We start from the raw sequence: 14,049 nt of genomic DNA on the forward strand, positions 1-14,049 counted from the left end.
CACCTCTCGAGCAGACGGATCGGCGTGATGAGCAAGACCACAGTCAAAGACGTCTCCACCGAGCCCGAGCCCGAGCCCTCGGCGTCGGACGCGGACGCCGACGCCGTGACGCGCACGGTGGGCGGCAGCCGGGCCTTCGCCCTGCTGCTGGTGATCACCGGTGCCGCGGGTCTGCTCGCCGCCTGGGTCATCACGATCGACAAGTTCAAGCTGCTCGAGGCCAAGGTCGAGGGCAAGACCTTCGTCCCGGGCTGCAGCCTGAACCCCGTCGTCTCCTGCGGCAGCGTCATGGAGAGCAAGCAGGCGGCCGCCTTCGGATTCCCCAACCCGATGCTCGGCCTGGTCTGCTACGGCATCGTGATCTGCGTCGGCGTGAGCCTGCTCGCCCGGGCCCGCTTCCCGCGCTGGTACTGGCTCACCTTCAACGCCGGCACCCTCTTCGGCGTCGGCTTCTGCGCCTGGCTGATGTTCCAGTCGCTGTACCGGATCAACGCGCTGTGCCTGTGGTGCTCCCTGGCCTGGGTCGCCACGATCATCATGTTCTGGTACGTCACGTCGTTCAACATCCGCAACGACCTCCTGCCCGCCCCGCGCTGGCTGAAGAGCTTCTTCGGCGAGTTCACCTGGGTCATGCCCGTCCTGCACATCGGCATCATCGGCATGCTGGTCCTGACCCGCTGGTGGGACTTCTGGATGAGCTGACCGTCCGGTCAGTGGCCGGCCGACGGCCACGACCGCACTGTCAGTGGGGTGACATAGGGTTTTGGGTGTGGAGCCCGACCTGTTCACCGCAGCGGCGGAAGACCGCCAGGAGAAGGACCCGACCGCCAGCCCCCTGGCCGTCCGGATGCGCCCGCGCACGCTCGACGAGGTCGTGGGCCAGCAGCACCTCCTCAAGCCGGGCTCTCCGCTGCGCAGACTCGTCGGCGAGAGCGCGGGCGGCCCCGCCGGACCGTCCTCGGTGATCCTCTGGGGCCCGCCGGGCACCGGCAAGACGACTCTGGCGTACGTGGTCTCCAAAGCCACCAACAAGCGTTTCGTGGAGCTGTCGGCGATCACCGCCGGCGTCAAGGAGGTCCGCGCGGTCATCGAAGGAGCCCGCAGGGCCACCGGTGGCTTCGGCAAGGAGACCGTCCTCTTCCTCGACGAGATCCACCGCTTCAGCAAGGCCCAGCAGGACTCCCTGCTCCCGGCCGTCGAGAACCGCTGGGTGACGCTGATCGCGGCGACGACGGAGAACCCGTACTTCTCGGTGATCTCCCCGCTGCTGTCCCGCTCCCTGCTCCTCACCCTCGAACCCCTCACCGACGACGACCTGCGCGGACTGCTGCACCGCGCCCTCGCCGACGAGCGCGGCCTCAAGGGCGCCGTCACCCTCCCCGAGGACACCGAGGGGCATCTGCTGCGGATCGCCGGCGGCGACGCCCGCCGCGCCCTGACCGCCCTGGAGGCTGCCGCCGGGGCGGCCCTGGACAAGGGCGAGACGGAGATCGGCCTCCAGACCCTGGAGGAGACGGTGGACCGCGCCGCCGTGACCTACGACCGTGACGGCGACCAGCACTACGACGTGGCCAGCGCCCTCATCAAGTCCATCCGCGGCTCCGACGTCGACGCGGCCCTGCACTACCTGGCCCGCATGATCGACGCCGGCGAGGACCCCCGCTTCATCGCCCGCCGCCTGATGATCTCCGCCAGCGAGGACATCGGCCTCGCCGACCCGAACGCCCTGCCGATCGCGGTGGCCGCCGCCCAGGCCGTCGCCATGATCGGCTTCCCCGAGGCAGCCCTCACCCTCAGCCACGCCACCATCGCCCTCGCCCTGGCCCCGAAGTCCAACGCCGCGACCACGGCGATCGGCGCGGCCATGGAGGACCTACGCAAGGGACTGGCCGGACCCGTGCCGGCCCATCTGCGCGACGGCCACTACAAGGGCGCCGCCAAGCTGGGGCACGCGCAGGGGTACGTGTATCCGCACGACCTGTCGGAGGGCATCGCCGCCCAGCAGTACGCCCCGGACGCGATCAAGGACCGCGAGTACTACACGCCCACCCGGCACGGGGCCGAGGCCAGGTACGCGGACGCCGTGGAGTGGACCCGCACCCACCTCGGTCGCAAGCGGACCTGAGCACCCTGTAGACTCGCCCGAAGTGCTGCGTCCCGTGTCCGGCTCCGGTCGGCGCCTCAGGCGGGACATCCAGCCGGATCTGTTGATCCAGGAGCGTCGCGCACCGTCGTAGGTGTCGCGGGCAGCCCACCACCACCCGGGTCCTCGGGAGCGGTCGGTGGGCCGTTCGTGTGCTGCACGTATGTGCCCAGAACAGGGGAACGGCTGCCTGACATGTCCTTCGTGGGCCTGTCGGGATTCCCCGACTGCGGATGCGACCTCCCGTAACCCTGAGGCAGCCGAAGAGGAAAAGGAAAAGAAGTGGCGAACCAGCCCCGCCCCAAGGTCAAGAAGTCGCGTGCCCTCGGCATCGCGCTGACCCCGAAGGCCGTCAAGTACTTCGAGGCCCGCCCCTACCCGCCGGGTGAGCACGGCCGTGGCCGCAAGCAGAACTCGGACTACAAGGTCCGTCTGCTCGAGAAGCAGCGTCTGCGCGCGCAGTACGACGTGTCCGAGCGTCAGCTCGTCCGCGCCTACGAGCGTGCCGCCAAGACCCAGGGCAAGACCGGTGAGGCCCTGGTCATCGAGCTCGAGCGCCGTCTCGACGCGCTGGTCCTGCGTTCGGGCATCGCCCGCACGATCTACCAGGCCCGCCAGATGGTCGTCCACGGCCACATCGAGGTCAACGGCCAGAAGGTCGACAAGCCCTCCTTCCGCGTCAAGCCCGACGACGTCGTGATGGTCCGCGAGCGCAGCCGCGAGAAGACGCTGTTCTCGATCGCGCGTGAGGGCGGCTTCGCCCCCGACGGCGAGACCCCGCGCTACCTCCAGGTGAACCTCCGAGCCCTGGCCTTCCGCCTGGACCGCGAGCCGAACCGCAAGGAGATCCCGGTGATCTGCGACGAGCAGCTCGTCGTCGAGTACTACGCCCGCTGATCACCCAGCGGCGGACGTAGCACCACCCGCGCCTCAGCCCGCCGTCCCCCCGCCCTTCCGGGTGGGGAGACGGCGGGCTCTCGCATGTCCGGGAACGCCCGGTGTGCGCCGAGCGCGCCCGTGCCGGCGTGTGCCGGGCCGCGCGAGATGCTCGCGCGCGGGCGGTAATCCGGTACGGAGCGCCATCCCCGGCGCGATAGGCTCGGCGTACGACTTTTTCGATACGCAGGCACGTTTCAGGGAGCGGGTGCACACAGTGTCCGGTGGAGAGGTGGCCGGGATCCTGGTGGCCGTCTTCTGGGCGATCCTGGTCTCCTTCCTCGCCGTCGCGCTGGCGAGGCTGGCCCAGACGCTCAGGGCGACCACCAAGCTCGTGGCGGACGTGACCGACCAGGCCGTCCCGCTGCTGGCCGACGCCTCCGCGGCGGTGCGCTCCGCGCAGACCCAGATCAACCGGGTCGACTCGATCGCGTCGGACGTCGAGGAGGTCACGTCGAACGCCTCCGCGCTGTCGACCACCGTCGCCTCCACGTTCGGCGGCCCCCTGGTCAAGGTCGCGGCCTTCGGATACGGCGTGCGCCGGGCCCTCGGCCGCAAGGACGACGTGCCCGTCAAGGCGCCCGCGCCCACCGTGATCGTGGGCCGCACCGCGTCGCGGCGGACCAAGCGAGACCTCCGCAGGAAGAAGGACTGAGAGCCAGCGATGTTCCGCCGTACCTTCTGGTTCAGCACGGGCGTCGCCGCCGGTGTCTGGGCCACCACCAAGGTCAATCGCAAGCTGAAGCAGCTGACGCCCGAGAACCTCGCCGTGAGCGCGGCGAACAAGGCACTCGAGGCAGGTCACCGCATCAAGGACCGCGCGGTGGGCTTCGCGCTCGACGTCCGGGACGGGATGGCCCAGAGAGAGGCCGAGCTGGGGGAGGCGCTGGGGATCAACGAGAACCCCGAACTCCCCGCCCCCCTGCGGTACGCCGCCATCGAGAACCGCAACAACCTGAAGTCCGTCGACAGCGACAGGACGACGTACTCGTACAACCGGAATGAGGACCACTGATGGAGTCGGCCGAGATCCGCCGCCGCTGGCTGAGCTTCTACGAGGAGCGCGGGCACACCGTCGTCCCGTCGGCGTCGCTCATCGCGGACGACCCGACTCTGCTCCTGGTCCCCGCCGGCATGGTTCCGTTCAAGCCGTACTTCCTGGGCGAGGTGAAGCCGCCGTGGGCGCGCGCCACCAGCGTGCAGAAGTGCGTGCGCACGCCCGACATCGAAGAGGTCGGCAAGACCACCCGGCACGGCACGTTCTTCCAGATGTGCGGCAACTTCTCCTTCGGCGACTACTTCAAGGAAGGCGCCATCAAGTACGCCTGGGAGCTGCTCACCAGCCCCCAGGACAAGGGTGGTTACGGCCTGGAGCCCGAGAAGCTCTGGATCACCGTCTACAAGGACGACGACGAGGCCGAGCGCATCTGGCACGAGATCGTCGGTGTGCCGAAGGAGCGCATCCAGCGCCTCGGCATGAAGGACAACTACTGGTCCATGGGCGTCCCCGGCCCCTGCGGACCCTGTTCCGAGATCAACTACGACCGCGGCCCCGAGTTCGGCGTCGAGGGCGGCCCCGCCGTCAACGACGAGCGGTACGTGGAGATCTGGAACCTCGTCTTCATGCAGTACGAGCGCGGCGAGGGCATCGGCAAGGACAACTTCGAGATCCTCGGCGAGCTGCCCAGCAAGAACATCGACACGGGCCTCGGCATGGAGCGGCTCGCCATGATTCTGCAGGGTGTGCAGAACATGTACGAGATCGACACCTCCATGGCCGTCATCAAGAAGGCCACCGAGCTGACCGGCGTCGAGTACGGCGACGCCCACGACTCCGACGTCTCGCTGCGTGTGGTCACCGACCACATGCGCACCTCGGTGATGCTCATCGGCGACGGCGTCACCCCCGGCAACGAGGGCCGCGGTTACGTGCTGCGCCGCATCATGCGCCGCGCCATCCGCAACATGCGTCTGCTCGGCGCCACCGGCCCGGTCGTCAAGGACCTGATCGACACGGTCATCGAGATGATGGGCCAGCAGTACCCGGAGCTGATCACCGACCGCGAGCGCATCGAGAAGGTCGCCCTCGCCGAGGAGAACGCCTTCCTCAAGACGCTCAAGGCCGGCACCAACATCCTCGACACCGCCGTCACCGACACCAAGGCCTCCGGCGGCAAGGTCCTCGCCGGTGACAAGGCCTTCCTGCTCCACGACACCTGGGGCTTCCCCATCGACCTCACCCTGGAGATGGCCGCCGAGCAGGGCCTGTCCGTGGACGAGGACGGCTTCCGCCGCCTGATGAAGGAGCAGCGGGAGCGCGCCAAGGCCGACGCCCAGGCCAAGAAGACCGGCCACGCCGGTGCCGGCGCCTACCGCGAGATCGCCGACCAGGCCGGTGCCACCGACTTCATCGGCTACGCCGACACCGAGAGCGAGTCCACGATCGTCGGCATCCTCGTCGACGGCGCCTCCTCCCCGGCCGCCACCGAGGGCGACGAGGTCGAGATCGTCCTGGACCGCACGCCCTTCTACGCCGAGGGCGGCGGCCAGATCGGCGACACCGGCCGCATCAAGGTGGACACCGGTGCCGTCATCGAGATCCGTGACACCCAGAAGCCGGTCCCGGGCGTGTACGTGCACAAGGGCGTCGTCCAGGTCGGTGAGGTGACCGTCGGCTCCAAGGCCCAGGCCTCGATCGACTCCCGCCGCCGCACCGCCATCGCCCGCGCCCACTCGGCCACCCACCTCACCCACCAGGCCCTGCGTGATGCCCTCGGTCCGACGGCCGCGCAGGCCGGCTCCGAGAACCAGCCCGGCCGCTTCCGCTTCGACTTCGGTTCGCCGTCCGCCGTTCCCACGGCTGTGATGACCGACGTCGAGCAGAAGATCAACGAGGTGCTCGCCCGCGACCTCGACGTCCGCGCCGACGTCATGGGCATCGACGAGGCCAAGAAGCAGGGCGCCATCGCCGAGTTCGGCGAGAAGTACGGCGAGCGGGTCCGGGTGGTCACCATCGGCGACTTCTCCAAGGAGCTGTGCGGCGGTACGCACGTCCACAACACCGCCCAGCTCGGCCTGGTGAAGCTCCTCGGCGAGTCGTCGATCGGCTCGGGTGTGCGCCGTATCGAGGCTCTCGTCGGTGTCGACGCCTACAACTTCCTCGCCCGTGAGCACACGGTCGTCGCCCAGCTCCAGGAGCTGATCAAGGGCCGTCCGGAGGAGCTCCCGGAGAAGGTCTCCGCCATGCTCGGCAAGTTGAAGGACGCCGAGAAGGAGATCGAGAAGTTCCGCGCCGAGAAGGTGCTCCAGGCCGCCGCGGGTCTCGTCGAGTCCGCTAAGGACGTGCGCGGTGTCGCCGTGGTCACCGGTCAGGTCCCCGACGGCACCACCCCGGACGACCTGCGCAAGCTGGTCCTCGACGTGCGTGGCCGCATCCAGGGCGGACGGGCCGCGGTGGTGGCCCTGTTCACCGTCAACAACGGCAAGCCGCTGACGGTCATCGCCACCAACGAGGCCGCCCGTGAGCGCGGCCTCAAGGCCGGTGACCTGGTCCGTACGGCCGCCAAGACCCTCGGCGGCGGCGGTGGCGGCAAGCCGGACGTCGCCCAGGGCGGCGGTCAGAACGCGGCCGCCGTCGGCGAGGCGGTCGAGGCCGTCGAGCGGCTCGTGGCCGAGACGGCCAAGTGACCGGAGAGGCACAGGCCATGCGCCGCGGCCGTCGACTCGCGATCGACGTCGGGGACGCCCGCATCGGGGTCGCCTCGTGCGACCCCGACGGGATCCTCGCCACCCCGGTGGAGACGGTCCCCGGGCGGGACGTCCCGGCGGCTCACCGTCGGCTGAAGCAGCTGGTCGAGGAGTACGAACCGATCGAGGTCGTGGTCGGGCTGCCCCGCTCCCTCAAGGGGGGCGAGGGCCCGGCCGCCGTCAAGGTCCGCGGCTTCGCCCAGGAGCTCGCGAAGGGGGTCGCGCCGGTGCCGGTGAGACTCGTCGACGAGCGGATGACCACGGTGACGGCCAGTCAGGGACTGCGCGCTTCCGGAGTGAGATCCAAGAAGGGCAGATCGGTCATCGACCAGGCAGCGGCCGTGATCATCCTCCAGCAGGCGCTGGAATCGGAACGGGTGTCAGGTAAAGCACCCGGCGAGGCCGTCGAAGTGGTCATCTGATCGCGATACGGTAACGTTCCGCGCGATGCGGCGGCATTCGAACAGCCACCGCACAGAGAGAGGCGGAACGGGAGCCGGGCCGGGCGACCGCCGCCTCGCGGCTCTAGGGGATCGATGACTGAGTATGGCCGGGGCGAAGGCTCCGAACCGTGGCATCCGGAGGACCCGTTGTACGGGGACGTCGGATGGGGCGGACAGCAGGCTCCCGCGAGCCAGCAGTCGCCCTACGGCGGCCAGCCGCACCAGTATCCGGAGCAGCCGCAGCAGTCTCAGTACGACAACGGAGGCTGGGGCGACGGCCAGCAGGCCGCCTACGGTCAGGAGCAGCAGCAGTACCAGCAGCAGTACGGCGAGCAGCAGCCGTATGACGGCCATCAGCAGTACGACGGTCATCAGCAGTACGACCAGCAGGGGTACGCGGCCCAGCAGCACCAGCAGCAGTACCAGCACCAGAACCAGCAGGGTCAGCAGTACCCGCCCCAGCAGGGTCAGCAGCAGTACGACAACGGCGGCTGGGACAGCGGCACCCACACGAACGTCCAGTACACCGACCCGTCGGACCCGTACGGACAGCAGAACATGGCGTACGGCGGGGAACAGTCCGACTACTACGGCACCCCCGACACCCCCGACGCCTACCCCCCGCCGGAGCCGCCCGCAGGCAGGGCCGCCGAGCCCGAGCCGCCCAAGACCGACTGGGACCCCGGCCCCGACCAGGGTGAACACGCCTTCTTCGCGGGCGGCGACGATGACGACAGCGACGACGACTCGGGTGACGCCGGCGGACGCGGTGACCGGCGGAGCCGGGGCGGCGGCAAGGAGAAGAAGCGCCGCAGCGGCTGCGCCTGTCTGGTGGTCCTGCTGGTGTTCGGCGGTGGACTGGGCGGAGTCGGATACTTCGGCTACCAGTTCTACCAAAATCGTTTCGGCTCGGCTCCGGACTACGCGGGGGACGGCAACGGCACGGCAGTCACCGTCATCATCCCCAAGGACGCGGGGGGCTATGTGATCGGGCAGAAGCTGAAGGCGGCAGGGGTCGTCCAGAGCGTCGACGCGTTCGTCTCCGCGCAGGAGGCGAACCCCGAGGGCAAGACGATCCAGGACGGCGTCTACACGATGCAGAAGGAGATGTCGGCCTCGAGCGCGGTCGAACTGATGCTCAGTCCGAAGAGCCGCGACAATCTGATCATCGCCGAGGGCTTTCGCAACGCGGCCGTCTACGGCCTGATCGACAAACGTCTCAAGGTGCCCGACGGCACCACGGCGAAGGTCGCGAAAGAGGACTACAGCAAGCTCGGCCTGCCCGACTGGGCCCTGGACCATCCCAACCTCAAGGATCCGCTGGAAGGATTCCTCTACCCGTCCAGCTATGCGGTCAGCAAGGGCCAGAAGCCCGAGGCCGTCCTGAAGGACATGGTCGCCCGGGCAGCCGAGAAGTACGAGCAGCTCGGTCTGGAGAAGAAGGCCAAGAGCCTGGGCCTCGACGATCCGTGGCAGTTGCTCACCGTGGCGAGCCTGGCGCAGGCCGAGGGTACGAGCCACGACGATTTCCGCAAGATGGCCGAAGTCGTCTACAACCGCCTCAAGCCCGGCAACGCCCAGACCAACGGCATGCTGGAGTTCGACTCCACGTACAACTACGTGAAGAACCAGAGCAAGATCGACCTGAGCATCGCCGAGCTGCGACAGTACAACAACCGCTACAACACGTACTACTACAAGGGGCTGCCGCCCGGCCCGATCGACAACCCGGGCGAGCAGGCTCTCAAGGGCGCGCTCAACCCGACGAGCGACGGGTGGTACTACTTCATCTCACTGGACGGCAAGACCAGCAAGTTCACGAAGACGCTCGCGGACCACGAGAAGCTGGTGCGACAGTTCAACGCGTCAAGGAACTGAGACTGATGACAGCTCCCCGCAGGGCGGCCGTGCTCGGCAAGCCGATCACCCACTCCCTCTCCCCGGCGCTGCATCGCGCCGCCTACGGCGAACTGGGCCTCGCCGACTGGTCGTACGACCGCTTCGAGCTCGACGAGGCCGCCCTGCCGGGCTTCTTCGCGAAGCTCGGCCCGGAGTGGGCCGGACTGTCGCTCACCATGCCGCTGAAGCGGGCCGTCATCCCGCTGCTCGACGAGATCACCGAGACCGCGGCCTCGGTGGACGCGGTCAACACGGTCGTGTTCACCGAGGACGGGCGCCGCGTCGGCGACAACACCGACATCCCCGGCATGGTCGCCGCCCTGCGGGAACACGGCATCGAGCAGGTCGACTCGGCGGCCGTCCTCGGCGCCGGCGCCACCGCCTCCTCCGCGCTCGCCGCACTGGCTCGTATCTGCACCGGCGAGGTCGTCGCCTATGTCCGCAGCGAGGCTCGCGCCGCCGAGATGCGGCAGTGGGGAGAGCGGCTCGACATCGAGGTGCGCACGGCGGACTGGGCGGACGCCGCACAGGCCCTGCACGCCCCGCTCGTGATCGCCACCACCCCCGCCGGGACCACCGACGCGCTGTCCTCGGCGGTGCCGGAACGGCCCGCCACCCTCTTCGACGTGCTCTACGACCCGTGGCCGACGGCCCTCGCGGCCCGCTGGTCGGCCTACGGCGGCGCCGTGGTCAGCGGCCTCGACCTCCTGGTGCACCAGGCGGTGCTCCAGGTGGAGCAGATGACCGGGTGCCCCCGGGCCCCGCTGGACGCCATGCGCAAGGCCGGCGAGCACGCGCTGGCCGCCCGGTAGGAGCCGCCCCGTCCCGGGTTCGACGGCAGGGTCCCGTCCGTCCTGTGGACCGGCGGCCGGGTCCGGGGCCCGGACGTGGGAGGATCGGAGGTGGCGGGCCGGGGCCGCGCACCCGGTCGCGTCGTTGCCGTACGCGAGGACACGCGTACGGCGGGCAGTACCAGGGCGCGAGCACTGAGGAGCACCGTTGAGCAGGTTGCGCTGGCTGACCGCGGGGGAGTCCCACGGTCCCGCACTCGTGGCGACGCTGGAGGGGCTTCCCGCCGGCGTGCCGATCACCACGGAGATGGTGGCGGACCACCTGGCCCGGCGCCGGCTCGGTTATGGACGCGGTGCGCGAATGAAGTTCGAGCGTGACGAGGTCACGTTCATCGGGGGTGTGCGGCACGGCCTCACCCTGGGTTCCCCGGTCGCGGTGATGGTGGGCAACACCGAGTGGCCGAAGTGGGAGCAGGTCATGGCGGCCGATCCCGTCGACCCCGAGGTCCTGGCGAACCTGGCCCGCAACGCCCCGCTGACCCGCCCGCGGCCCGGGCACGCGGACCTGGCGGGCATGCAGAAGTACGGCTTCGACGAGGCCCGGCCGATCCTGGAGCGCGCCTCCGCCCGGGAGACGGCGGCCCGGGTGGCGCTGGGCGCGGTCGCCCGGTCGTACCTGAAGGAGACGGCCGGAATCGAGATCGTCTCGCACGTCGTGGAGCTGGCCTCGGCGAAGGCGCCCTACGGCGTCTACCCGACCCCGGCCGACGTGGAGAAGCTGGACGCGGACCCGGTGCGCTGCCTGGACGCGGACGCGTCGAAGGCGATGGTCGCGGAGATCGACCAGGCCCACAAGGACGGCGACACCCTCGGTGGTGTGGTGGAGGTGCTGGCCTACGGGGTGCCGGTGGGCCTCGGCTCGCACGTGCACTGGGACCGGCGGCTGGACGCCCGGCTCGCCGCCGCCCTGATGGGCATCCAGGCGATCAAGGGGGTCGAGGTCGGTGACGGCTTCGACCTGGCGCGGGTGCCCGGTTCCCAGGCGCACGACGAGATCCTGGCCACGGACGACGGTATCCGGCGGGCGACGGGCCGTTCCGGTGGCACCGAGGGCGGGCTGTCCACCGGCGAGCTGCTGCGGGTGCGGGCGGCGATGAAGCCGATCGCGACCGTGCCGCGGGCCCTGAAGACCGTGGACGTGGTCACCGGTGAGGCGACGGCCGCCCACCATCAGCGTTCCGACGTGTGCGCGGTTCCGGCGGCCGGGATCGTCGCCGAGGCGATGGTGGCCCTCGTGGTCGCGGACGCCGTCGCGGAGAAGTTCGGCGGCGACTCGGTGCCCGAGACCCGCCGCAACGTCCGGTCCTACCTCGACTCCCTGGCGATCCGGTGAGTCCGGTGACCGTGCCGCTGATCGTGCTGGTCGGCCCGATGGGCGTGGGCAAGTCCACCGTCGGGCAGCTGCTCGCGGAGCGGCTGGGCTGTGCGTACCGGGACACCGACGACGACATCGTCAGCGCGCAGGGCCGGAGCATCGCGGAGATCTTCGTCGAGGAGGGCGAGGAGGCCTTCCGGGCGATCGAGAAGCAGGCGGTGCGCGAAGCGCTCGCCCAGCACGACGGTGTCCTTGCCCTCGGTGGCGGCGCGATTCTGGACGCGGACACCCGCGACCTCCTGGCCGGGCAGCGGGTCGTCTACCTCTCCATGGACGTGGAGGAGGCGGTCCAGCGCACCGGCCTGAACGCCGCCCGTCCGCTGCTGGCGGTCAACCCGCGTAAGCAGTGGCGGGAGTTGATGGAGGCGAGGCGGCACCTGTACGAGGGGGTTGCCACGGCCGTGGTGGCGACCGACGGCCGTACGCCCGAAGAGGTCACCCGAACCGCCCTGGACGCACTGGAGTTGAAGGAAGCATGAGCGAGGCAGTCACTCGGATCCAGGTCGGCGGCACCGCGGGCAGCGATCCGTACGAGGTGTTGGTGGGTCGGCAACTCCTGGGCGAGCTGCCCGGGTTGATCGGCGACCGGGTCAAGCGGGTCGCGGTCGTGCACCCCGAGGCGCTGGCCGAGACCGGTGAGGCGCTCCGCGCCGACCTGGCCGGACAGGGCTACGAGGCCATCGCCATCCAGGTGCCCAACGCGGAGGAGGCCAAGACCGCCGAGGTCGCCGCCTACTGCTGGAAGGCGCTAGGCCAGTCCGGGTTCACCCGCTCCGACGTCATCGTCGGCGTCGGCGGCGGCGCCAGCACCGACCTCGCCGGGTTCGTGGCCGCGACCTGGCTGCGCGGAGTGCGCTGGATCGCCGTCCCGACCACCGTGCTCGCCATGGTGGACGCGGCGGTCGGCGGCAAGACCGGCATCAACACCGCCGAGGGCAAGAACCTCGTCGGCGCGTTCCACCCCCCGGCCGGTGTGCTGTGCGACCTGGCGGCGCTGGACTCCCTCCCGGTCAACGACTACGTCTCCGGGCTCGCCGAGATCATCAAGGCCGGCTTCATCGCCGACCCGAGGATCCTGGAGCTCATCGAGGCCGACCCGGAGGCCGCGCGGACCCCGGCGGGCCCGCACACCTCCGAACTCATCGAGCGCTCCATCCGGGTCAAGGCCGAGGTCGTCTCCTCCGACCTCAAGGAGTCGGGCCTGAGGGAGATCCTCAACTACGGCCACACGCTCGCCCACGCCATCGAGAAGAACGAGCGCTACAAGTGGCGTCACGGCGCGGCCGTCTCCGTCGGCATGCACTTCGCCGCTGAACTGGGCCGTCTCGCGGGCCGGTTGGACGACGCCACCGCCGACCGTCACCGCGCGGTCCTGGAGTCGGTCGGCCTGCCCCTGCACTACCGCCACGACCAGTGGCCCAAGTTGCTGGAAACCATGAAGGTCGACAAGAAGTCCCGCGGCGACCTGCTTCGCTTCATCGTCCTGGACGGGCTGGCCAAGCCCACCGTCCTGGAGGGACCCGACCCGGCCGTGCTCCTCGCCGCGTACGGCGAAGTGGGCGAGTAGGGCCCGCCGTAGTCCATCGGCCCGATTCGCCTTGCGTCACCGGGCACTTCGGACCGCCCCCGGCCGTTTCACCAAATGCCGGCCGGGGACGGTACCGTTCGGATGGGGGTCCCTCCCACGCCCTTTAGGCTGTGGGGGAGAGCGGGGCCGCCCCGCTGTCAGCGCCCATCGCCTGTACGAGACGGAGTGGCACCGGATGCAGCACGCAGTGGGTTCTCCGCTGCCGCCGCCCCACCAGCCGGGGCACGGACCGGCGACCGGCTGGTCGCCGGCCGCACATCACCCGGGACCGCACCACCCAGGAGCACACCAGGGCTCCGCCCCCGTGCCCCCGCCGCCTCCCGCCCCCGGTTTCACCGGAGCGCCCCCTGCCCCGGCGCCCCCCGCACCGCAGCACGTCCCCGCGCCCCCGGCCCCCGACACCACCGGCCATGTGCCGCTGCCGCCCGGCGGCCCTGTCGCCGTGCCCAGCGCGCCACCCGCGTCGGCCCCCCACGACCCGGCCGGCACCACCCTCGCGGTGCTGCTCATCGGCCCCGCGGGCGCCGGCAAGACCAGCGTCGCCAAGTACTGGGCGGACCACCGCCGGGTCCCCACCGCCCACATCAGCCTGGACGACGTACGTGAATGGGTCCGCTCCGGCTTCGCGGACCCCCAGTCCGGGTGGAACGACCACTCCGAGGCGCAGTACCGCCTGGCCCGCCGCACCTGCGGCTTCGCCGCGCGCAACTTCCTCGCCAACGGGATCTCGTGCATCCTCGATGACGCCGTCTTCCCGGACCGCCCGGTCGTCGGCCTCGGCGGCTGGAAGCGGCACGTGGGCCCGGGGCTGCTGCCCGTGGTCCTGCTGCCCGGCCTGGAGATCGTCCTGGAGCGCAACGCCGAACGCTCGGGCAACCGCCGCCTCACCGACGAGGAGGTCGCCCGCATCCACGGCCGCATGGCCGGCTGGTACGGCTCGGGCCTGCCCATCATCGACAACTCCCAGCTCGACGTACCCCGCACGGCCCAGGTCCTGGACGACGTACTGGCACGGTCGATAGCGAGCCCGCCGACCTGGTGAAGGCGGCGGACCGAGCCCGTCGAGA

General features: G+C 70.3%; 13 protein-coding genes. All 13 read left to right on the forward strand.

The window, feature by feature from the left end:
- Positions 1–27 precede the first annotated feature (27 nt).
- The 13 genes from ACFYRY_RS35715 (at position 28) to ACFYRY_RS35775 (ending at position 14,024) form a co-directional block, all read left to right on the forward strand.
- On the forward strand, positions 28–702 hold the full coding sequence (locus tag ACFYRY_RS35715; RefSeq protein WP_389155363.1) for a vitamin K epoxide reductase family protein: 675 nt from the start codon (positions 28–30) through the stop codon (positions 700–702).
- A 67-nt stretch (positions 703–769) separates the two neighbouring features.
- Positions 770–2,125 (forward strand): replication-associated recombination protein A, encoded by a 1,356-nt coding sequence (locus ACFYRY_RS35720; RefSeq protein WP_389155366.1) that lies wholly within the window; start codon positions 770–772, stop codon positions 2,123–2,125.
- A gap of 300 nt (positions 2,126–2,425) precedes the next feature.
- Positions 2,426–3,040 carry a 30S ribosomal protein S4 gene (gene rpsD / locus ACFYRY_RS35725; RefSeq protein ID WP_067428966.1) on the forward strand — a complete coding sequence of 205 codons (615 nt, stop codon included), beginning with the start codon at positions 2,426–2,428 and terminating at the stop codon, positions 3,038–3,040.
- A gap of 247 nt (positions 3,041–3,287) precedes the next feature.
- Positions 3,288–3,734: a DUF948 domain-containing protein gene (locus tag ACFYRY_RS35730; protein ID WP_389155369.1), complete on the forward strand. Its 447-nt coding sequence runs from the start codon at positions 3,288–3,290 to the stop codon at positions 3,732–3,734.
- A gap of 9 nt (positions 3,735–3,743) precedes the next feature.
- The gene (locus ACFYRY_RS35735; protein WP_389155373.1) at positions 3,744–4,094 is read left to right on the forward strand and encodes a hypothetical protein; all 351 of its coding nucleotides are present in this window, start codon (positions 3,744–3,746) and stop codon (positions 4,092–4,094) included.
- On the forward strand, positions 4,094–6,766 hold the full coding sequence (alaS, locus tag ACFYRY_RS35740; RefSeq protein ID WP_389155376.1) for an alanine--tRNA ligase: 2,673 nt from the start codon (positions 4,094–4,096) through the stop codon (positions 6,764–6,766). The genes ACFYRY_RS35735 and alaS overlap by 1 nt, the downstream gene beginning before the upstream one ends.
- A gap of 17 nt (positions 6,767–6,783) precedes the next feature.
- Complete coding sequence (gene ruvX, locus ACFYRY_RS35745) at positions 6,784–7,248, forward strand: Holliday junction resolvase RuvX (RefSeq protein WP_389155379.1); 465 nt, start codon at positions 6,784–6,786, stop codon at positions 7,246–7,248.
- A 114-nt stretch (positions 7,249–7,362) separates the two neighbouring features.
- Positions 7,363–9,147 carry an endolytic transglycosylase MltG gene (gene mltG / locus ACFYRY_RS35750; RefSeq protein ID WP_389155381.1) on the forward strand — a complete coding sequence of 595 codons (1,785 nt, stop codon included), beginning with the start codon at positions 7,363–7,365 and terminating at the stop codon, positions 9,145–9,147.
- Between the two features lie 5 nt (positions 9,148–9,152).
- Positions 9,153–9,980 carry a shikimate dehydrogenase gene (locus tag ACFYRY_RS35755; protein WP_389155384.1) on the forward strand — a complete coding sequence of 276 codons (828 nt, stop codon included), beginning with the start codon at positions 9,153–9,155 and terminating at the stop codon, positions 9,978–9,980.
- 187 nt (positions 9,981–10,167) lie between these two features.
- Complete coding sequence (gene aroC, locus ACFYRY_RS35760; RefSeq protein ID WP_389155387.1) at positions 10,168–11,352, forward strand: chorismate synthase; 1,185 nt, start codon at positions 10,168–10,170, stop codon at positions 11,350–11,352.
- 5 nt (positions 11,353–11,357) lie between these two features.
- Positions 11,358–11,873 (forward strand): shikimate kinase, encoded by a 516-nt coding sequence (locus tag ACFYRY_RS35765; RefSeq protein WP_389155390.1) that lies wholly within the window; start codon positions 11,358–11,360, stop codon positions 11,871–11,873.
- The gene (gene aroB / locus ACFYRY_RS35770) at positions 11,870–12,961 is read left to right on the forward strand and encodes a 3-dehydroquinate synthase (RefSeq protein WP_389155393.1); all 1,092 of its coding nucleotides are present in this window, start codon (positions 11,870–11,872) and stop codon (positions 12,959–12,961) included. Before ACFYRY_RS35765 ends, aroB begins: the two co-directional genes overlap by 4 nt.
- 196 nt (positions 12,962–13,157) lie before the next feature.
- Positions 13,158–14,024, forward strand: coding sequence for a Pro-rich N-terminal domain-containing protein (locus tag ACFYRY_RS35775; RefSeq protein WP_389155395.1), 867 nt, complete (start codon positions 13,158–13,160; stop codon positions 14,022–14,024).
- Positions 14,025–14,049 lie beyond the last annotated feature (25 nt).

The sequence above is a fragment of the Streptomyces sp. NPDC005263 genome, from assembly GCF_042872365.1.
GTDB lineage: Bacteria > Actinomycetota > Actinomycetes > Streptomycetales > Streptomycetaceae > Streptomyces.

Bases quoted from the DNA above. Each gene is read 5' to 3' on its own strand.
- aroB (WP_389155393.1), top strand. From the start codon at position 11,870: ATGAGCGAGGCAGTCACTCGGATCCAGGTCGGCGGCACCGCGGGCAGC.
- ACFYRY_RS35735 (WP_389155373.1), top strand. From the start codon at position 3,744: ATGTTCCGCCGTACCTTCTGGTTCAGCACGGGCGTCGCCGCCGGTGTC.
- ruvX (WP_389155379.1), top strand. From the start codon at position 6,784: ATGCGCCGCGGCCGTCGACTCGCGATCGACGTCGGGGACGCCCGCATC.
- ACFYRY_RS35755 (WP_389155384.1), top strand. From the start codon at position 9,153: ATGACAGCTCCCCGCAGGGCGGCCGTGCTCGGCAAGCCGATCACCCAC.
- alaS (WP_389155376.1), top strand. From the start codon at position 4,094: ATGGAGTCGGCCGAGATCCGCCGCCGCTGGCTGAGCTTCTACGAGGAG.
- ACFYRY_RS35775 (WP_389155395.1), top strand. From the start codon at position 13,158: ATGCAGCACGCAGTGGGTTCTCCGCTGCCGCCGCCCCACCAGCCGGGG.
- ACFYRY_RS35715 (WP_389155363.1), top strand. From the start codon at position 28: ATGAGCAAGACCACAGTCAAAGACGTCTCCACCGAGCCCGAGCCCGAG.
- mltG (WP_389155381.1), top strand. From the start codon at position 7,363: ATGACTGAGTATGGCCGGGGCGAAGGCTCCGAACCGTGGCATCCGGAG.